This window comes from Proteus terrae subsp. cibarius (genome assembly GCF_011045835.1).
Classification (GTDB): Bacteria; Pseudomonadota; Gammaproteobacteria; order Enterobacterales; family Enterobacteriaceae; genus Proteus; species Proteus cibarius.
In genome coordinates this window covers 942884-964215 of record NZ_CP047349.1, presented here as the reverse complement: position 1 = coordinate 964215, position 21332 = coordinate 942884, and the positions used below count along the sequence as shown (strand labels likewise).

General features: G+C 38.5%; 16 protein-coding genes. 3 read left to right on the top strand and 13 right to left on the bottom strand.

The window, feature by feature from the left end; translation table 11 throughout:
* Nucleotides 1–132: 132 nt before the first annotated feature.
* The 12 genes from csrA to gpt all read right to left on the bottom strand — a co-directional run bounded on the left by csrA (nucleotide 133) and on the right by gpt (nucleotide 14787).
* Complete coding sequence (csrA, locus tag GTH25_RS04385) at nucleotides 133–321, bottom strand: carbon storage regulator CsrA (RefSeq protein ID WP_004244778.1); 189 nt, start codon at nucleotides 319–321, stop codon at nucleotides 133–135.
* A 221-nt stretch (nucleotides 322–542) separates the two neighbouring features.
* A complete protein-coding gene (gene alaS / locus GTH25_RS04380) occupies nucleotides 543–3170 on the bottom strand; it encodes an alanine--tRNA ligase (protein WP_156733087.1) in 2628 nt (875 codons plus the stop codon).
* Between the two features lie 904 nt (nucleotides 3171–4074).
* Entirely contained in the window at nucleotides 4075–5145 is a 1071-nt protein-coding gene (gene recA / locus GTH25_RS04375) for a recombinase RecA (protein WP_075672409.1), read from the bottom strand.
* Between the two features lie 107 nt (nucleotides 5146–5252).
* Entirely contained in the window at nucleotides 5253–5759 is a 507-nt protein-coding gene (pncC, locus tag GTH25_RS04370) for a nicotinamide-nucleotide amidase (protein ID WP_075672407.1), read from the bottom strand.
* 36 nt (nucleotides 5760–5795) lie between these two features.
* Nucleotides 5796–6995: a lysophospholipid transporter LplT gene (gene lplT, locus GTH25_RS04365; protein ID WP_099659854.1), complete on the bottom strand. Its 1200-nt coding sequence runs from the start codon at nucleotides 6993–6995 to the stop codon at nucleotides 5796–5798.
* Complete coding sequence (gene aas / locus GTH25_RS04360; RefSeq protein WP_083629080.1) at nucleotides 6995–9154, bottom strand: bifunctional acyl-ACP--phospholipid O-acyltransferase/long-chain-fatty-acid--ACP ligase; 2160 nt, start codon at nucleotides 9152–9154, stop codon at nucleotides 6995–6997. The genes lplT and aas overlap by 1 nt, the downstream gene beginning before the upstream one ends.
* Nucleotides 9155–9257: 103 nt before the next feature.
* On the bottom strand, nucleotides 9258–9770 hold the full coding sequence (gene aroL, locus GTH25_RS04355) for a shikimate kinase AroL (protein ID WP_075672403.1): 513 nt from the start codon (nucleotides 9768–9770) through the stop codon (nucleotides 9258–9260).
* 146 nt (nucleotides 9771–9916) lie between these two features.
* Nucleotides 9917–11170 carry a glutamate-5-semialdehyde dehydrogenase gene (locus GTH25_RS04350; RefSeq protein ID WP_075672401.1) on the bottom strand — a complete coding sequence of 418 codons (1254 nt, stop codon included), beginning with the start codon at nucleotides 11168–11170 and terminating at the stop codon, nucleotides 9917–9919.
* Nucleotides 11171–11181: 11 nt separating this feature from the next.
* Nucleotides 11182–12285: a glutamate 5-kinase gene (gene proB / locus GTH25_RS04345; protein WP_036911879.1), complete on the bottom strand. Its 1104-nt coding sequence runs from the start codon at nucleotides 12283–12285 to the stop codon at nucleotides 11182–11184.
* 115 nt (nucleotides 12286–12400) lie between these two features.
* The gene (crl, locus tag GTH25_RS04340; RefSeq protein WP_075672399.1) at nucleotides 12401–12802 is read right to left on the bottom strand and encodes a sigma factor-binding protein Crl; all 402 of its coding nucleotides are present in this window, start codon (nucleotides 12800–12802) and stop codon (nucleotides 12401–12403) included.
* A 71-nt stretch (nucleotides 12803–12873) separates the two neighbouring features.
* A complete protein-coding gene (gene frsA / locus GTH25_RS04335; RefSeq protein WP_156733086.1) occupies nucleotides 12874–14124 on the bottom strand; it encodes an esterase FrsA in 1251 nt (416 codons plus the stop codon).
* 201 nt (nucleotides 14125–14325) lie between these two features.
* Complete coding sequence (gpt, locus tag GTH25_RS04330) at nucleotides 14326–14787, bottom strand: xanthine phosphoribosyltransferase (RefSeq protein WP_006534780.1); 462 nt, start codon at nucleotides 14785–14787, stop codon at nucleotides 14326–14328.
* A gap of 351 nt (nucleotides 14788–15138) precedes the next feature.
* Here gpt and pepD point away from each other — a divergent pair, with 351 nt between their 5' ends.
* Complete coding sequence (gene pepD, locus GTH25_RS04325; protein ID WP_075672395.1) at nucleotides 15139–16596, top strand: beta-Ala-His dipeptidase; 1458 nt, start codon at nucleotides 15139–15141, stop codon at nucleotides 16594–16596.
* A gap of 296 nt (nucleotides 16597–16892) precedes the next feature.
* On the top strand, nucleotides 16893–19055 hold the full coding sequence (locus GTH25_RS04320) for a TonB-dependent siderophore receptor (RefSeq protein ID WP_156733085.1): 2163 nt from the start codon (nucleotides 16893–16895) through the stop codon (nucleotides 19053–19055).
* A gap of 77 nt (nucleotides 19056–19132) precedes the next feature.
* On the opposite strand, the gene dinB is transcribed toward GTH25_RS04320, so the two are convergent.
* The gene (gene dinB, locus GTH25_RS04315; protein ID WP_098943944.1) at nucleotides 19133–20188 is read right to left on the bottom strand and encodes a DNA polymerase IV; all 1056 of its coding nucleotides are present in this window, start codon (nucleotides 20186–20188) and stop codon (nucleotides 19133–19135) included.
* A 234-nt stretch (nucleotides 20189–20422) separates the two neighbouring features.
* Between dinB and GTH25_RS04310 the strand changes: the two genes are divergently transcribed.
* Nucleotides 20423–21295, top strand: a complete 873-nt coding sequence (locus GTH25_RS04310; protein WP_075672389.1) for a glycerophosphodiester phosphodiesterase family protein — start codon at nucleotides 20423–20425, stop codon at nucleotides 21293–21295.
* Nucleotides 21296–21332: the final 37 nt, after the last annotated feature.

The following is a 21332-nucleotide window of genomic DNA, read 5'->3' as shown; positions in this document are numbered from 1 at the left end:
AATACAGCTCAAGGAGAGCAAAGATAGGAACAAAGAAGGGAATCAAAAGTCTTATAAAGAGAAAAGCGCCCAAACCCGGCAAAAGTGTGGACGCTTACGAATGAATGTAACTAACTAAAAATAGGAATTGGTTTAGTAGTTATCAGTAGGCTGAGTTTTCTCGGCCTGAATTCGTTGATAGATCTCTTCACGATGGACAGATACTTCTTTGGGTGCATTTACGCCAATCCGTACCTGATTACCTTTAACCCCTAAAACGGTTACGGTCACATCATCGCCTATCATAAGCGTTTCACCAACTCGACGAGTTAGAATAAGCATTCTTTGCTCCTTGAAAATTTACAAGAGTCGGGTCTCTAGAATTTCCCGGCCATTATCCATCATACATTGTCAATTCGTATAATCATTATTTATCACAAGTAACTCATACTTCATAACAAAATATAAATTTAGTGATTGATTATTTAACGAATTACCAATATCTCTATAAGGCGTTATCCCTACACAAACAGGGATAGCGCCTTTTTTCAGGTTGCTACCGCTTACAGATGCGATTCAACCCACTCGTCAACACTTGCCAAAGCTGCTGGTAAAGCTTCAACGTCAGTACCACCAGCTTGAGCCATATCAGGGCGACCGCCACCTTTACCGCCAATTTGCTGTGCAACAAAACTAATTAGCTCACCAGCTTTAACTTTAGCAGTTAAATCTTTAGTGACCCCAACAATTAAGCTCACTTTACCATCAGAAATAGTAGAAAGCACAATAATTGCAGAACCTAATTGATTTTTTAAATCATCAACCATTGTTCTTAACATTTTTGGCTCAACACCATTAAGCTCACGAACTAAAAGTTTGATACCTTTCACGTTTTTAGCTTGGCTACCTAAAGAGGAACTCTCCTGAGCAGCTTGCTGATCTTTTAGTTGTTGAAGTTCTTTTTCTAATAAACGATGTTTTTCTTGAACTGTTTTGATTCTTTCGACCAAATTTGTTCCATCGCTTTTTAGAACTTGTGCAACAAGAGAGATAAGATCTGATTGTTCATGAATACTCTCAATTGCTGCAATACCAGTAATCGCCTCAATACGACGAATACCAGCTGCCGTACCTGACTCACTGACAATGCGGAATAAACCAATATCACCCGTTCTAGAAGCGTGAGTACCGCCGCAAAGCTCAGTAGAGAAGTCACCCATTGTTAAAACACGAACTCGTTCGTCGTATTTTTCACCAAAGAGTGCCATTGCACCTTTTTCTTTTGCATCTTCGAGATCCATTAACTCAGTGACAACTGGTGAGTTAAGACGGATTTGCGCATTTACAATATCTTCAATTTGTCGTAATTGTTCTGGTTTAACCGCTTCAAAATGAGAAAAGTCAAAACGCAGATATTTATCGTTAACTAAAGAACCTTTCTGAGTAACATGCGTACCCAGAACTTGGCGCAATGCTGCGTGCAATAAGTGCGTCGCAGAGTGATTTAAACGAATAGCGTCACGACGAGCAATATCGATAGTGGCATTGATTTTATGGTTAACAATAAATGACCCTACGTTAACTTTACCAATATGACCAATAGCTTTACCGTATTTTTGCGTATCTGTGACTTCAAACAAGCTATCTTTGCCTGTTAGAACACCTTTATCACCAACCTGGCCACCAGACTCTGCATAAAATGCGGTTTTATTTAAGAAGATAATGCCTTCTTCACCTGCTTTTAATTCAGTGACTGATTGTCCGTTATGGAAAATAGCGGTAATTGTGCCCTGTTGTTCATCATGATCATAACCAGAGAACTCACTGCGACTATCCACTTTAATTAAACTATTATAGTCAGTACCGAAACCGCTAGATTCACGAGCACGTTTACGTTGCTCTTCCATCGCGACTTCAAAGCCTTTTTCATCAACTTTGATATTTCTTTCGCGACAAACATCGGCAGTTAAATCAAGAGGGAAACCATAGGTATCATAAAGACGGAAAGCCGTTTCACCTGGAAGAACGTCATCTGCTAATTGAGCAAGCTCTTCATCTAATAATTGCAGACCACGTTCTAGCGTACGAGCAAACTGCTCTTCTTCTGTTTTTAATACTTTTTCAACGATAGCTTGTTGGCGTTTTAATTCTTCACCAGCTTCTGCCATAACTTCAATTAATGGAGCCACTAGCTTATAGAAGAAGGTATCTTTTGCGCCAAGCATATAACCATGACGTACTGCACGACGAATAATACGACGCAGAACATAGCCACGGCCTTCATTAGAAGGGATAACGCCATCGCAAATAAGGAATGAGCAAGAACGAATATGATCGGCAATAACGCGTAATGATTTATTTTCTAAATCCGTTGCATTAGTCACTTGAGCAACAGATTTAATTAAAGAACGGAATAAATCAATGTCATAGTTAGAGTTTACATGCTGTAAAACAGCGGTAATACGCTCTAATCCCATACCAGTATCAACAGAAGGTTTTGGTAATGGGTCCATTGTACCGTCTGACTTACGGTTAAATTGCATGAAGACGATGTTCCAGATCTCAATATAGCGATCACCATCTTCTTCTGCTGATCCTGGAGGCCCACCCCAAATGTGGTCACCATGATCATAAAATATTTCAGTACAAGGTCCACAAGGGCCTGTATCCCCCATTTGCCAGAAGTTATCTGATGCAAATGGTGCACCTTTGTTATCACCAATACGGATTATTCTTTCTGCCGGAATACCAATTTCTTTATTCCAAATATCATAAGCTTCATCATCGGTGGCATATACCGTTACCCAAAGTCTTTCTTTAGGTAAGTTGAACCACTCTTTGCTTGTTAATAATTCCCAAGCAAAATTGATCGCATCATGTTTGAAGTAGTCACCAAAACTGAAATTACCTAGCATTTCAAAGAAGGTATGGTGACGAGCGGTATAACCCACATTTTCTAAATCGTTATGTTTACCACCTGCGCGCACACAGCGTTGCGCGGTTGTCGCTCGGGAATAAGGTCTATTATCCAATCCAAGAAACACATCTTTGAATTGGTTCATCCCTGCGTTTGTAAACAGCAATGTTGGATCGTTATTTGGAACCAAAGAACTGCTAGGTACTATTTGATGTCCTTTAGTATGAAAAAAGTCGAGAAACGCCTGACGGATCTCAGCGGTGCTTTTGCTCATAATTATCCCGAAATCAAGCTGGAAAAACAGAAATTAGAAATCTAGTTAGAGGAGGTTTATTGTTACCTCTACTTAGCCAACGAATACATAAGTAGGGATAAGATAGAATTTCTTCTGTCAGAAGTAAAACCCCCGATAAACTTATTCGTGTTGACATTGTAAATCGTCTAGTTTTTTTCTGAAAGTGGGATTGTTATCTGAGAATGGGAGTTTTCTCTATTTAAGAGCAATTATTTTGAGAAATGTTAACAATTGAAAGTATTTTCATTTTGTAATTATTAAAAAGTATTTGTTATTACTGATTTTTTATGGGGCTACTCTCTATACGTTTCCTTTCTCCAAATAATCTCTTTTTCTCATGGTAATTAGTCACAAACACATAAACACTATTACTTAAATAAGATATTAAGAGTACGATAACTTACTAAAATAAAAGCACTTGTCAGTATAAAATTCACCTTACATCTCAACAAACCGTTGAATACAATTTAAATTAGATCCAAATATCTTGAAGATATTTATCTTTATATGTCAATTATTTACTATCTGGTGCAACCAGATTATCGTAATAATTCTTATTTAGATTAATTATCTATAAGGATATATCACCAAAATTTCACTATATAAAATTTCATACAACTACAAAAATCAGGTTAGTAAAAAATATCGTTATATTAAATAAAGTAGTGTTAAAGGCTATTTTTCATAGGGAGAAAACAAAGTAAGACTAATTTGAGCCCTATTTTGAATAAAAAATACGATATATAGCAAAAAGGAAGCCTTTTTAGAGCTTCCTTTTTTAAGTGAGTTAAATCACATTAATTGACTAGTGTTTTACAACTACAATAATCGTAATATGTTTTAATACGTATTCAATTTAGCAATTTGAGTATTGGCAAAAGAATTATTCTTCTTTTTCTTCAATATCTGCTGCATCATCGCTATTGTTAGTAAAATCAGCTGCACTAGTAAATTCGCCAGCATGATTTAATAACATTTCACGTAATTTGGTGTTTAACTCATCGTACATTTCTGGGTGTTCTTTTAGGTAAGTTGTTGCATTGGCTTTACCTTGACCAATTTTCTCACCATTGTAGCTGTACCATGCACCCGCTTTCTCTACCAATTTATGTTTAACACCTAAATCAATCAGTTCACCAAAGGTGTTGATACCTTCGCCATACATAATTTGGAATTCAGCTTGTTTAAATGGTGCTGCAATTTTATTTTTCACCACTTTAACACGAGTTTCACTACCAACAACTTCATCACCGTTTTTAACAGAACCGATACGACGAATATCTAAACGAACAGAAGCGTAGAATTTAAGTGCATTACCGCCTGTTGTGGTTTCAGGGTTACCAAACATAACACCGATTTTCATACGAATTTGGTTGATGAAAATAAGCAATGTGTTGGAATTTTTCAGGTTACCCGCTAATTTACGCATAGCTTGGCTCATCATACGAGCCGCTAGACCAACGTGTGAATCACCAATTTCACCTTCAATTTCTGCTTTTGGTGTTAAAGCGGCAACGGAGTCAACAACGATAACATCAACAGCACCAGAACGAGATAATGCATCACAAATTTCTAAGGCTTGCTCACCAGTATCAGGCTGAGAACATAGAAGGTTATCAATATCTACGCCCAGTTTTTTAGCATAGATAGGGTCTAAAGCGTGCTCAGCATCGATAAATGCACAAATTTTACCTTCGCGTTGAGCTGCTGCAATAACTTGTAGTGTTAGCGTAGTTTTACCAGAAGATTCAGGGCCATAGATTTCAACAATACGACCGCGTGGTAAACCACCAGCACCCAAAGCAACGTCTAATGATAAAGAACCCGTAGAGATGGTTTCAACATTCATGGAACGATCTTCACCCAGACGCATGATAGACCCTTTACCAAATTGCTTTTCAATTTGACCAAGTGCTGCGGCCAATGCTTTTTGTTTGTTTTCATCAATAGCCATGTTATCTCCCTCTGGGCAGTGAAACATAAATATGGGTCACTACCATTAAAACGTATATGATTTTGCTTGTTGAAATTTATTATACTGTATAATCATACAGTATCAAGTTAATTATTAATAATTTCTTTAATTATTGATTTTAAAGAAAAAATAACAGAATCAGCTCTTACTTGCTCTCGTGAACCACTGAATATACAGTGTTTTGCCGTAGCTTGAATACCTTTTGGTGTTTTCATTGCAAAGCCGAACCAAACTAAACCAACAGGTTTTTCTTCACTCCCGCCACCAGGGCCTGCAATACCACTAACTGATACTGCAAAATCTGCATTAGCTGTTATCAGAGCCCCTTTAGCCATTTGAAGAACTACTTCTTCACTCACCGCGCCGTATTTAAGCAAAGTTTGCTCATCAACGCCTATCATTTCATGCTTTGCTTCATTGCTATATGTTACAAAGCCACGATGATAATATTCAGAACTTCCTGCAATATCCGTGATAACTTTCGCAATCCATCCGCCAGTGCAAGATTCAGCAGTTGTTATCGTACTCTTCTTTTCAATTAACACTTTACCCACCTCAATACTTAAGCGGGTCATTTCATCGTAATTTATCATTAAGGTTCATCTAACCTCTATTCTAAATCTCATTATTTAAGATTTCTTTCTGGTGCAATCCCATAACCATAAACCACCAATTGCTAAGGCAAAAATAGCACCAAAGCCAATCCCAATAGCAACGACAGATACGCCAATGCTCGTAACCAGTGAGAATAATCCAAGCATTAATAGCATTGCTGTATTTTCACCAAGATTCTGTACAGCGATGGCATTACCAGCACCCACACTGTGCTTTCCTTTGTCTTGTAATAGCGCATTCAGAGGAACGACAAAGAAACCACCAAAAATACCGATGATGATAAGGATTAGATAGGATGGAATAATTGAAGTTTGCAATGAGAAGTAAACAACACCAAGACCAATTAAAATACCAGCAGGCATGCAACGACGCACTGTTTTCAGTGTCACAAATTTAGCAGCTAATCCAGCACCGACCACAATCCCGATAGCAACCATCGCATTTAATACAGTAGGGGTCGTATTGTCAGTCATACCTAAAGCAATAGGTACCCATTGAACAAGTAAAAAGCGCAATGTAACTCCTGCGCCCCAAAACATACTAGTTCCCACTAAAGAAAAACGACTTTCTTTGTCAGCCCATAAAGTACGTGTAGCCTCAAGAAACTGAATGAACATTTTTTTAATGTTCCAACCACGGCCAATTTGAGCTGCTGATAATTTAGGTATACCAAAGTTAACAAATACAGCTAAGCCATACATTGCTGCACAAACACCTAATGCAAAAACAATACTCCAGTCTGAGAGTAAACCACCAATAACTGATCCCAGTAAAATAGCGGCAATGGTAGATGCTTCCATTAAGCCATTTGCTTTAACTAAACGCTCGCCATCTGTTAATTCACCCAAAATGCCATATTTAGCAGGAGAATAAACAGCGGCACCAATTCCAACTAAGGCATAACCAAGGAAAGGATCTGAGCCTACACAGATAAGAAATGCGCCTACGAATTTTAGAAGGTTGCCACTGAGCATAACCCTACCTTTAGGATTACGATCAGCAAACTGTCCTACAAAAGGTGCTAAGAGAATAAAAGCCAGCACAAAGACCATTTGTAAAACAGGCTGGCTCCAGTCTGGGTAAAGTGCCGATTTAAACTGAGCGAGGATCGCAAACAATAATGCATTGTCAGCAAAAGCAGAAAGAAATTGCGATACCAATACCGCTTTCATTCCCCTACTCATTAAAGGAGGCTGGCTAATATTCTCTGACATTAGTTATTTTCCTGTTCAGCAAGTTTTTTCAATGAGACAAAATCCGTTTTCCCACTTCCTAAAACAGGAATTTCTTTGATAAAACGAATATCCTTTGGTACAGCAATTTCAGCAACACCTTCCGATTTTGCCAATGTTGACAGCGTACTACGATCTAATTGCTTATCAGTTGTGAACAGTACTAATGATTCACCTCTGCGTTTATCACTTATTGTCACAACGGCGTGCTCACCTTTAGATGCTTTACGAGCAAGCTGCTCAACACCCTCAAGAGAAACCATTTCACCCGCAATTTTTGCAAAGCGTTTTACACGCCCTTTAATAGTACAAAAACCTTCACTATCAATAGAAACGATATCACCGGTGTCGTACCAACCTTCTTCGTCAATACCTTCAGCATTGGTTGCTACAGGGACTTCCAATTTTTCAGGTGATTCTACACGTAAGTATCCCATCATTACGTTAGGGCCACGTAGTTGTAGCCTACCGCCTTCAGTAATACCATTCATAGGAATTAAGCGCCCTTCCATACCAGGTAATAAACGCCCCACTGTATGAGCTTTGGCACTCATAGGTACGTTGATTGAAACAACAGGTGCGCATTCTGTTACGCCATAACCTTCTAAAATACGAATACCGAATTTCTCTTGCCATAAAACACGGGTTGATTCAGAGAGCTTTTCAGCCCCAGCAACCACATATCTGACTCTGGCAAAATCATAAGGATGAGCAAATTTTCCGTAGTTTCCTAAAAAGGTTGATGTGCCGAATAATACCGTACAGTTTTGGTCATAGACCAATTCAGGCACGACTCGATAGTGTAGCGGACTTGGATAAAGAAAAACGCGTGCACCCAAGCAAATTGGAGTCAGCAAGCAAGCAGTTAAACCAAATGCATGGAATAACGGCAATGCTGACATAAATTTGTCTTTCGGTGAAAAGTCAGCAATTGCACGAATTTGATCAACGTTAGCCAATAAACTTGAATGACTGTGAACAACACCTTTAGGTGTTCCCTCTGAGCCTGATGTAAATAAAATAACGGCAGCATCATTTGCGTCTTGCGGTAACATCGCTTTTTTAGGCGTAATGAGATGTTTAAAGATCCAGCGTTTATCTTCACTGGTAACCGTGTCTTTTAGATCCTCAAGATAAATCCAATTTGCTTCAGGGGTTTGCTCAGGAATATGTAACAAATTCCCTTTTTCTAAAAATTGGCGTGATGTAAAGATAGTTTTGATTGATGCGGCTTTCATCGCATTTTGTACACCTAAACTACCCGCCGTGTAGTTAAGCATTGCCACAACACGTTGACGCATTGTTGCACCTAATAGTGCAGCCGCTGTGACGGTTGTATTTGGAAGCAGTAAACCGATACGCTCTTTGGGCTCTGTGTAACGCTCAATCAATCGGCTGATCCCTAGCGTTTTTTTCAATAACCCTTGATAAGAATCTTCTTTTAGGCTGATATCAGAAATTAGTGGACTGAATCGACCATATTGAGACATTGCCTGTAAAAACGCTTCATACAGCGTGATATTAGGTCGTGTTTGCATGATGGCTTCCATCATGATGTCACGCATGGCTTCACCTGCTAATCGGCGACGTTCAGAAGATTTTTCAGCTTTTGGCATCGGTAAATCAACAGCAGGGAGTACCTTGATGGTAATTCTAGGAAAGAATTGAGACTTTACTCGTAAGCTTTTACGTACTCGTGAAAAATAGCTGAATTCAGCACCTTCAATTCTGACAGGAACAACTTTAGCGCCTGATTTTGCGGCAATAAAAGCAGCACCCTCATAAATTTTCATCAAACCATTTGTTACTGTGATCCTTCCTTCAGGGAAAATCACAACAGGACGACCTTTATCCACTTCTTTAACTAACTGACGAACAGCCATTGGGTTGGCGGGATCTAAAGGTACGATATCAGCATAACGACCTAACCATCTTGTCGTTTTTGCAGAAGCAACAGAGGTATAAACAGCAAACACAGGATTAATAGGCAGGAATAAACGTAATAATATACCGTCAATAAAAGAAGTATGATTGGGTGTAATTATACATTTTTCATATTGTGAAAACTGATTAACAAGTCCTTCAATTCTTACTCTAAATAAGAATTTAAATAGTGTTTTAAAAAACGCTATCAACATCATATCCATATCTCATTTTGCTATAATTAGCCTTACTATAAATAGGATGTGATGAAAATAAAATAGATGTTCCCTGTTTTACCCTTTATATCAGACGACTTCTTAATTATTTCGTGAGTTTTGCGAGAATTACCTCAATAATCTCATTAATAGGTAATCCAGCATCGACAATAATATCAGCACATTGCAAATATAAAGGTTCACGTTTAGCCAAAACGTCATTCATTTCTGAAACTAACGTTTTACCCGTTAAACTTGGTCTTTGTGCTTCATTCGGATCTTGAGATAAACGCTCAACTAAAGTTTCAAGAGATGCCTGTAAATAAATAATAACACCTAAAGATTTCATATAAGCACGATTTTGATCTGCCAAAATCATACCGCCACCTGTTGAGATAACTTGATTAGGTTGGCTAACTTGGATGAGCGCTTCTGATTCAGTTTGTCGAAAAAACTCCCAACCTTTATCTTGAACCATAGAAGATATAGTTTGTTGATATTTTTGAGTTATCCAATCATCCGTATCAATGAATCTATAATTTAACGAGAGGGAAAGTGCTTTACCTACTGTTGTTTTTCCTGCACCTCTAGGTCCGATAAGGTAAATTGTACTATCCATAAAATGCACTATCTCCATAGTGTGTTCCCTTTTAAGGGTGTAATTAAAAATTTACATACTGTAAAGTATAAAATATCATACCTGATGTAACAAAAAAATAAAGCCACACTTTAGAAAAAGTATGGCTTATTTATTCATATTAACAATTAGCTACGAATTGTATTATCGCCGTAACCAATCCATTTGTAGGTTGTTAGGGCATCTAATCCCATCGGGCCTCTAGCATGTAATTTCTGTGTACTAACAGCAACTTCGGCACCTAAACCGAATTGCCCGCCATCAGTAAAACGCGTACTTGCATTAACATACACAGCGGCCGAATCAACTTGACGAACAAAGCGATCAGCATTAGCGATAGATTGCGTTAAAATAGCATCAGAGTGTGCAGTTCCATAACGGCGAATATGGCTAATTGCCTCAGTTAAACTACTCACCACTTCCACGTTTAAATCAAGTGATAACCATTCATCGCAATAATCCGCATCTTTCACATCAACAACAGTAGCTCCGCCTTTTTTCAGCCCTGCCAATGCTTTTTCACTTGAATGCAAAGTCACTTTTTGAGCTGCCATAGCATCACTTAACTGCGGTAAAAATAACGCTGCGATATTCTCATGTACTAAAAGCGTTTCTAAAGAGTTACACGCACTTGGACGTTGTACTTTTGCATTTACGATAACCGTTAATGCTTTTTCTAAATCTGCGCTTTCATCCACAAAAGTATGGCAAACACCGATGCCACCAGTAATAACTGGAATGGTTGATTGCTCACGGCAAAGTTTATGCAATCCTGCCCCACCTCGTGGAATAAGCATATCAATATACTCATCCATTTTTAGCATTTTAGCGACTAACTCACGATCAGGCTTATCAATTGCCTGAATAGCGCCAGCTGGAATACCACATTTTTCTAATGCTTGTTGAATTACCCCAACAACCGCTTGGTTAGTATGATGGGTTTCTTTTCCACCACGAAGAATAGCCGCGTTACCTGTTTTCAAACATAAAGAAGCGACATCAATGGTGACATTAGGGCGGGCTTCATAAATAACACCCACAACACCCAACGGTACACGGCGACGCTCTAAACGTAAACCGCTATCTAGCATACGACCATCGATAACTTGCCCCACTGGATCTTCTAAGCGACACACTTGTCGTACATCATCAGCAATTGCTTTTAAACGTGCAGAATTAAGCAATAAACGATCAAGCATAGCGGTATTGATATTGGCTTCACGAGCCGCTTGCATATCTTTTTCATTTGCTGCAAGAATTGAAGCTTCTTGTTGTTCTAATAAATCAGCCATAACTAATAATGCCTGATTTTTTTGCTCCGTTGATAGTTGAGCTAAATGCCAAGATGCCTCTCTTGCAGATTTACCCATTTGTTCTAACATCAGAAGGCTCCTTAGCTAACAATCATATCATCACGATGCACAGCAACACTGCCATACTCGTAGCCTAAAATTTGACTAATTTCTTGTGAATGGTGTCCTGCTATTAAACGCAATGCATCACTATTATAGTGTGCAACACCATGAGCGAGATCTTTACCTTGTAAACTTTGAATGCGGATAACACATCCACGAGAGAAATCGCCTTTAATTTCTTTGATACCTTTTGGTAAAAGGGAACTACCTTTTTCTTTAATTGCGTTTTCAGCCCCTTCATCAACCACTATCACACCAGCAATTGGCGCACCAAAGATCCACCGCTTACGCGCTTCTAATGGGCTTTGTAAGCCATGAAATAATGTTCCAACAGGCTCATCATTAATGACTTTGGCAATAACTTCCGGTTGTACGCCTGCGGCGATAACAACATCAATACCTGCTCGCCCTGCAACAGTTGCGGCTTGCAATTTTGTTGCCATGCCGCCCGTACCTAACCCTGATACGCTATCACCCGCCATTTGACGTAACTCATCATTGATATCAAAAACTTCAGGGATCAGTTTAGCATCTGGATTACTACGGGGATCAGCCGTGTAAAGCCCTTCAATATCCGTTAGTAATAACAGTTTATCAGCACCACCTAAAATAGCGGCTAATGCTGACAAATTATCGTTATCGCCCACTTTAATTTCCGCGGTGGCAACAGCATCATTTTCATTGATAACGGGAATAATATGGTTATCTAACAGCGCATGTAATGTATCACGCGCATTCAGGAAACGTTCTCTATCTTCAATATCGGCACGCGTTAATAGCATTTGACCAATATGAATACCATAGATAGCAAATAACTGTTTCCATACTTGAATTAAGGCACTTTGCCCCACAGCGGCAAGCAACTGTTTTGACGCAATAGTTGCGGGCAAATCAGGATAATTTAAATATTCACGTCCTGCTGCAATTGCACCAGAAGTGACAATAATAATCCGGTGCCCTTTTTCGTGTTGTTTAGCACATTGGCGAACCAGCTCAACAATATGAGACTGATCCAGACGTCGTGAACCACCAGTAAGTACACTTGTCCCTAATTTAACAACCAGCGTTTGGCTGCTACTCATAACATTTACCATTCTTGTTGATTATTTAAAAAGATAATACACAGTTTTATCAGGAGAGAAGCGTTATGCCAACTGACATAACGCAAAATCTATGAAAAGTTGCCCTAACACAAAATTAGGGCTGAATGGGAAGAGGAAATTTGTTCATTTTTTCATCTGGGATGAGTGTCATTTCTAATTCACTCACCGCGAGTTGAAGAAATTCATGAAAACGAATAAGTGTTTCATTGATTGACTCAACAACATCATTCTTACTTATGTTCTGATGGAGCCAATCACCATTTTTATCGAATAGCCCAATTTGATAATGATAAATAAGCTGTTCATTATTACGTTCTAATTCCATCCACCAGCCCCAAAACTCTCGTTTTTCCGGCGCGACTTTTTTATTTACACACACAGCTAAACAGTCAAAAAAGAACTGGCTCTCTTGGCATTGTTGCTCTCGGATATATGGGCCGATTTGAGCAAAACGCTTTAATAACTTACCTCGGGTAGGGTTCAAAGATGAAGTCATAAATTCAGTCTCCTTAGAAACTCTACTGTTATATAATCTAATATAATTAGCAAGTTATTGTTCAAAATTAATTATATTAATTTATCATAGATCCAATCTGCGCTTTTTTGTAACGCAAGCTCTAAACCTTCATAAAGCGGTTTATCGTTAATAGCAAGAATGTCACCATCCATCGAGGAGCGTGCAATTAATTGCGAATCCTCTTTAGGGCTCATTTCATCACCTTTCCAATAAACCCCCATCATAGGAACAGGCATGCGTCGTCCAATCAAACCTTGGTTTTTCAGGGAATAACTGCTCAACGATAATCGAAGATTATTCTCGTCAATATTCCATAACCCTAAGCGGCTTGCTAATACATCAAGATACATCACAGGAATTTTTTTCTGTAATTCAGCTTGGGTAAAGAAAGTGTGGATCAACGGACCTAAAGCAACAACACCTTTAATTAATTTGGGGTAGATATAAGCTAAACGCACAGCAATATTACCGCCAAAGCGAAAGCCCATCACACCAATACGAGTATGATCAATCCAAGGTACTTCAGAAAGTTGCTTTAGAACTTCACCTTGTAAATGGCATGTATCTTCCGTTAGTTTTTGCTTTACTGAATAACCAATTGCGGGCATATCCAGTGTTAACATTGCAATACCTTTAGGGGAAAGATAATCACGGAAGAATCTAACATAATCGCTCTGTAAGCCGTCTAATCCACCGCAAAATAACACAGTAGGATAAGGGCCTCTGCAATCTTTTGGTAAATGCAGAAAACCTGTTGTCGTCCCTTTTCCTTCTAATTTAAATGTCAATTTTTTGACTTCAAAAGAAGAAAATTTCGTCGCATTCTCAAAGGCTTTCATCGACAAAATAACGGCTTGCTCCGCTAAAAAATCACCATTAATAAAGGGATATGCGGCAATACTATAAAGATGTGCGGCTTGTAACCAACAATCTGCAGCTGCATCACCGGACTCTTCACGTAATGCTTTTTGTTGCCAGATCATCGCTTGGTGCGACCACTCAAATGACCAACCACCTTTACGATACCCGACAACGGTATCAATAAATTTATCATCACTACGAGGGGCATCCTGTACCGCAATTCGGCTTAACACCTCTTCTATCTCAATAGGAGAAATTCCACGCCAGATCCAAAGTAAACGTTGAATAGTTCGATACCAATTTTGCTGGCTCGTACCATTAAGCACGGTATAAGTATTAATATTCGATTTTGGATGGGTGTACTGAATTAGCGTTGAGGTTTCAGCGTGTTTTGCTCTTGGCTTAAATAAAGTTTCAGAAAGATTCGTATTGTTTGCCATATCACTCTTCAAATCAGTGGATATCGTATAAAAGGGGCTAAAAAGTCTGGCTTTATCATAGCATGAAATCGACTGGAACAATGTGTATCACAACAAGCAACCGCACGAAGACACCATTAAGAGGAAGAGAAAAAGCTTAAAAACAAAAATCCCCGCCTAAGCGAGGATCTCAATCAAAACAGCAAAACGAATGCTATCAACTTATTTTTGATCGCAAACTGGTGGAATAAAGGCAACACCCATATCCCAAGGCTGTTCAATCCATGTATTTTGCGGAATATCAACCACAAAATCATCCACTAAAGGACGCCCTTCTGGTTTTGCAAAGATAGTGACGAAATGGGCTTTTGGATACATTTCACGAATAACTTTAGCAGTACCACCAGTATCAACTAAATCGTCAACAACGATAAAGCCTTCACCATCACCTTCTGCTTTTTTTAAGATTTTGAGGTCACGCTGATGGTCGTGGTCATAGCTAGAAATGCAGACTGTATCCACATGACGGATACCTAATTCACGAGCAAGTAATGCAGCAGGGACTAATCCCCCACGGCTGACAGCAATAATGCCTGTCCACTGTTCGACTGGTAATAAACGTTGCGCCAATTGACGGGCATGTATTTGCAACATATCCCACGTTACAACATATTTTTCGCTCATAATATTGTGATCCTAGCTACTTGAATTTCGAGAGAAGCTTTTTTGCGGAAAAAAAGGTTGCGCGAGATTATAGTGATTTGAGCGCCTAAAAACCAGAGAAAACGTGAAAACAGGTGAGATTAACCTCATTTTTTTCTGTAATGTCTTTTTGTGATTAAAAAACGAACTATATAAAAAATGAATACAAAATAGAGATCTAATTTCTTAGATAGAGATGTGAATACAATGACGCATTCATCAGAAGAAAGTGATATTCTCAACTATATTGGCGTATAACGCTCAGAATAATAAAGCTAGCCCTTAAAAGCGGTAGGCTATCAATAACACAGATGCTGTTAGAGGAGATCCATCGTGTCTGAACTATCTACTCTATCCCCACAACCACTATGGGATATTTTTGCAAAAATTTGTTCGATTCCACATCCATCACATCATGAAGAAGCCTTAGCTTCCCATATTCTTTCTTGGGCAAGTGAAAAAGGTCTTTTTGCACAGCGCGATGCAGTTGGCAATATTTTAATTCGTAAACCAGCAACTAAAGGCATGGAAGATCGTAAAGCCGTTGTTTTACAAGCACACTTAGATATGGTGCCACAAAAAAACAACGACACCGTTCACGACTTCACTAAAGATCCGATTCAACCTTATATTGACGGTGAGTGGATCAAAGCTAAAGGCACTACATTAGGTGCTGATAATGGTGTAGGCATGGCATCTGCATTAGCTGTTTTAGCTGACGATACTGTTAAACACGGCCCATTAGAAGTTCTGTTAACCATGACTGAAGAAACAGGCATGGACGGAGCATTTGGTTTACAACCAGGTTGGTTACAAGCTGATATTCTTATCAACACAGACTCTGAAGAAGAAGGTGAAATCTACATGGGTTGTGCGGGTGGTATTGATGTTAAAACCACAGTAAGCCTTTCTTACGATGCAATTCCAGCAGGCCACGTTGTTAAACAACTGGTTCTGAAAGGATTAAATGGTGGTCACTCAGGTGGCGATATCCATTTAGGTTTAGGTAACGCAAATAAATTATTAGCGCGTTTCTTAGCAGGTCATGCAGAAGAATTATCACTGAAATTAATTGATTTTCATGGTGGTACACTGCGTAATGCTATTCCTCGTGAAGCAAACATTGTTTTTGCAATTCCAGCGGATAAAGCAAGCCAACTAGACGCAGTAAAAGCGAAATTTGAAGCTCTGTTAAAAACAGAATTAGCTATTGCAGAAAAAAATCTAAAAGTTGAATTAATTGATACAACAACAGATAAAAAAGTTTTCACAGCAGATTGCCAAGAACGCTTAATTAACCTACTTAATGCTATGCCAAATGGCGTTATTCGTATGAGTGACGACGTTGAAGGTGTTGTTGAAACTTCATTAAACGTAGGTGTTGTTAGCATTGTTGACGATAAAGTAGAAATCTTATGCTTAATTCGTTCTCTGATTGATAGCGGTAAAACCTATGTTGTTAGTATGCTGACAGCATTAGCAAAACTGGCTAAAGCGGATATCGAAACCAAAGGCGGTTACCCAGGTTGGAAACCAGATGCAGACTCTCCTGTTATGCATTTAGTTCGTGACACTTACCAACAACTGTTTGATAAAGTGCCAAACATCATGGTTATCCACGCAGGTCTTGAGTGTGGTCTGTTCAAAAAACCTTACCCAGATATGGATATGGTTTCTATTGGGCCAACAATCCGTGGTGCTCACTCACCAGACGAACGTGTTCACGTTAAAAGCGTCGGTCAATACTGGCAATTATTAACTGCGATTTTAAAAGCGATCCCTGCTAAATAATTTCGCTTTAATATTAATAATGGAACCCGCTTAATTGGCGGGTTTTTTGTGCCTAAAACTATCACCAAGAAATAAATTATCCCCTCAAATTACACGCTATTTCCCTTAAAGATCATAATTTATTCCTTATATAGCCAATTACATAATCACTTATTCCATTATCGAATAAAAAATAAATCTTAATGAATTAAATATATAGAATGCTAATCATTATCATTAGCATTAATATTTTCGGAGTGATATTTTCATGGCTTCCATATTTAAAGTTAAAAAATAAAAAACTAAAGGGTTCTATTGTGTCTAATAAAAATTACGTTGCTAGCGTCTTTCTCGCCTTACCTCTAAGTTTACTCTCTGTTCAAATTCATGCAGCCATCAATCAAAACATACCTGAAAAGATAATTGTTACGGCATCTCCATCGCAAGATCCTCAAGCGCCTGTTTCCGGTTTTGTGGCAACAAAAACGTTATCAACAAATAAAACACCGAGTGAAATTGAAAAAACACCACAATCCATTAGTGTGATCACGCGTGATCAAATGGATGCTCAAGATGTCAGTTCAGTTTCTCAAGCATTACGTTATACGCCCGGAGTTTTCACAGAATATCGTGGAAGTTCTAATCGTAATGATGAGGTTTTTATTCGTGGATACAGTTATGCCCCCCGTTTTCTTGACGGCCTAAGTTATGGAATGGGCGCTTCATCATCAACGGGTGCAATTGATCCCTGGTTATTAGAGCGCGTTGAAGTGGTCAGAGGGCCTGCATCCGTTCTTTATGGCCAAGTCAATCCGGGTGGCCTTGTGGCAATGACAAGCAAAAGACCAACTGCATCCCCTATTCGCCATATTCAAGTACGAGCAGGCAATGATAAATTAGCAGAAACCGCTTTTGATTTTTCAGGTGCATTAAGTGATGACAATCGAGTGCTTTATCGCCTAAACGGTGTTGCAAAAACACAACACACCCAAATAAAAAACTATAAAGAAGAACGTTTTGCACTTGCTCCAGCTATTACTTTCTTACCTAATGAACAAACTCGCTTAACGCTACTAAGCTTTATTCAGCAAGAGCCTGAAGCTGGATATCGTAATTTTTTACCTGCTTATGGTACGGTTAAAAGCACTCCGGCAGGTACTATTCCCTTTGATTTTGATGTTAACAATCCCGATTACCATAAATCATGGCGTCAACAATATGGTATAGGCTATGAATTTGAACACGAATTTAGTGATTCACTAAAAATTGTACAAAATGCTCGATATAGCCATATTAATCAGAAATATAAATATCTTGTATTTGGCTCTTTAAGAAAAGATAACCCTTATGTTCTTGAACGCCGAGCACAACAAGAGCAACGTGAAACAGATACTTTAGGAATAGATACTCGTTTACAAGCCGACTTTACCACTGCAAAACTTAATCATACTGTGATTGCTGGTATTGATTATCAATGGAGCAAAGATCAAGATAATTTGCTTCGAGCAATAGGGCCAGAATACGATCTTGACTGGCGTAATCCTAACTATCATTATCCTATCGATATGAGTTTACAAAAACCTGCGACCGATCAGCTACAAAAACGTGATCAAATTGGGTTATATCTACAAGATCAGATCCAATGGAAAAATTGGATCTTACTTGCAGGATTACGCCAAGATTGGGCTCAAGTTCGTACTCATGATTTCTTAGCGAAAAGCTATGATCAGCAAGATGATCATAAACTAACGGGTCGTGCTGGGCTTTTATATGCTTTTGATAATGGTATTTCACCATATATAAGCTATAGCACTTCGTTCGAACCTAATTTACAAACTCGCCGAGCACCAGGAAGTGCCCCTTTTGAGCCTAGCGAAGGTCGTCAATTAGAGGCCGGAATAAAATACCTCACACCAAATGAGCAAACATTGGCAACACTCTCTGTTTATCAATTACAACAACGTAATGTTACCAACTACAATGCTGAAAAAGCGTATTTTGAACCAGTGGGTGAAATTAGAAGCCGTGGTGTTGAAGCACAAATTAATAGCCAATTAACTGAAAACATTTCATTTATCAGCAGTTATTCTTATACCGATACTGAAGTAAGAAAAACCATTATTGCGGGAACACAAGGAAAAGAACTCCCTAGAGTTCCTAAACATATAGCATCACTCTGGGGTCAATATGATGAAACCTCTGGGCTATTTAATGGCGCTAAAGCGGGTGTTGGTGTCAGATATGTGGGTGTATCTCAAGGCGATACCAAAAATACAGTTAGTGTACCTGCAGTGACTCTTTACGATGCGATGATTGGTTATTCATTAGGTGAATTATCACCTTCTTTAAAAGGTGCTGAAATTCAGCTTAATATGAATAATATTGCGAATAAACATTATGTTGCATCTTGTGCTGGTGATACGGCTTGTTTTTATGGCATTGGAAGAACGATGACAGCAACAATGAATTATCGTTGGTAATGCTACATAGATTAACTACATAAATTAACTGTGTTAACCATAGTCTATCTATTGATTGACTATGGTTTTTTTAATTTTTATAACGCTAAAAGAAGTTGTCGCTCTATTTGTGGATCTTGCAAGGTGACATGAAATCCGATTAACCGGACGCCTCTACCATTTCGACGCTCATGCCATGCTTGATAGGCAATATTGATTAAATCGGCTTTTTCTAAAATAGGATGAGCATGCTCTTGTGTTGTTAATTGAAAATCATCAAATTTTAATTTAACGCCTTGCCTTGCTATTCTTAGATCCGGTTTAACTTTTGTTAATCGCCTTTCTAATTCGCTATACAATCCATCAAGTAATGCCAAGCAATCATCCCAAGAATTAATATCTGAGGCAAAAGTACGTTCAACTCCGACTGATTTCCTGAGTCTATCTGGATTAATTTCACGTTCATCAATACCATGACTGCGTTCCCATAAATTTTGACCAAATTTTCCAAACGCTTTTACTAAAGAAATGACATCGGTGCGACGAATATCAGCACAAGTTTCTAACCCCATTTCTTGCAAACGAGCAAATGTCACCTTCCCTACACCCGGTATTTTATTAAGTGGTAATTTTAAAATAAAATCATCGACTTGTTCTGGTGTAATAACAAATTGCCCATTTGGTTTATTCATATCAGAGGCAATTTTTGCAAGAAATTTAATCGGTGCAATACCTGCGGATGCCGTGAGATTTAACTCATCAAAAATTTGCTGGCGAATTTCTTGAGCCATCAGCGTTGCTGAGCCATGACAATGCTTACTGTCAGAAACATCAAGGTAAGCTTCATCGAGTGAAAGAGGTTCAATAAGATGAGTATAACGAGAAAAGATTTGGCGTATTTTTGCTGATGTTTCTTTATAGAGAGCCATCCTACCGGATAGCACTTTTAAGTGAGGACATAACTTCAACGCTGTTGCCGTTGACATAGCACTACGGACACCAAAACGACGGGCGGGATAATTCGCCGTACAGATCACACCTCGACTAGAAGCATTGCCTCCAACCGCAATAGGGATCTCTTTTAGTGCTGGATTATCTCGCATTTCAATCGCAGCATAAAAACAATCCATATCAACATGAATAATTTTACGCATACAATCACCTCACCTTATCTACTGTTTAAATATACAGTAAATAAATGTTAACTACAATTTTTATTCGCTATCATCTCACCCTATTGAGGTGTATTTCTCATAAAAATCTGAATTAGTCTGTTTATTTATAGAATTGTCACAAAGTGATGATAGATTGTTTTTGCTCTTTGATTAATTACATTAATTTTAAATATTGTTTTGTAACCATATATAAAACAAGGAAATAATTTTTTCATGATCAAATTATTCATCGCTATTTCTCTCTTTTTTTATTCTGTAATCCTTATGGCATCTCCTAAAATTATCGCACATCGTGGTGGCACAGCTGATGCCCCTGAAAATACTGAAATTGCTATAAAAACAGCGCTCTCGAATCAAGCTGATGCAATTTGGATCACTATTCAATTATCAAAAGATAATATTCCAGTCCTTTATCGCCCTAGCGATTTAAAAAGCTTAACGAATGGACAAGGTAGTATTTCTGAATTTACTGCACAGCAGCTGAAGCAATGGGATGCTGGCTATAAATTTGGTGAAGCCCAGCAATTTCCTTATCGAAATAAAGGTGTCACTATTCCGACATTGGATGAGATCTTAACTCAATTCCCCACAACACAGTTTTATCTTGATTTAAAATCACCAGATGCTGATCCTGCAATCCAAAGTGAAGCGTTAACCACCGTACTTCGTAATCATAACGCACTGGATAGAACTCGCGTTTATTCTACAAATTCTGCATTTCTTGATGCTTTACCGACTAATGTACAACGTTTTGAAAGCCGTGATATCACTCGTGATATTCTAGCCAATATCACTATGAGCCATGTTTGCCTGTTACCTGAAAATTTAGATATTACTCGTTGGTATGGACTTGAACTGCACCGCAAAGTCGAAGTTGTTGAGAAGTACACATTAGGTGAAGCGCGTTCCGCTTCCGTTCTGAGTTGGGATAAAGACGCGATGTCTTGTTTTCGTGCTGGTGGCAATGCTCATATTGTTCTTTTTGGGGTCAACACAGAGAAAGACTATATTCAAGCCACTGAATTAGGTGCAGACGCAGTTATGGTTGACTCTCCAACTAAAATGAAAACATTCAAGAAAGAGTAAATAAATCTATTTCAGCTTTCATTTTTATATTCATTTT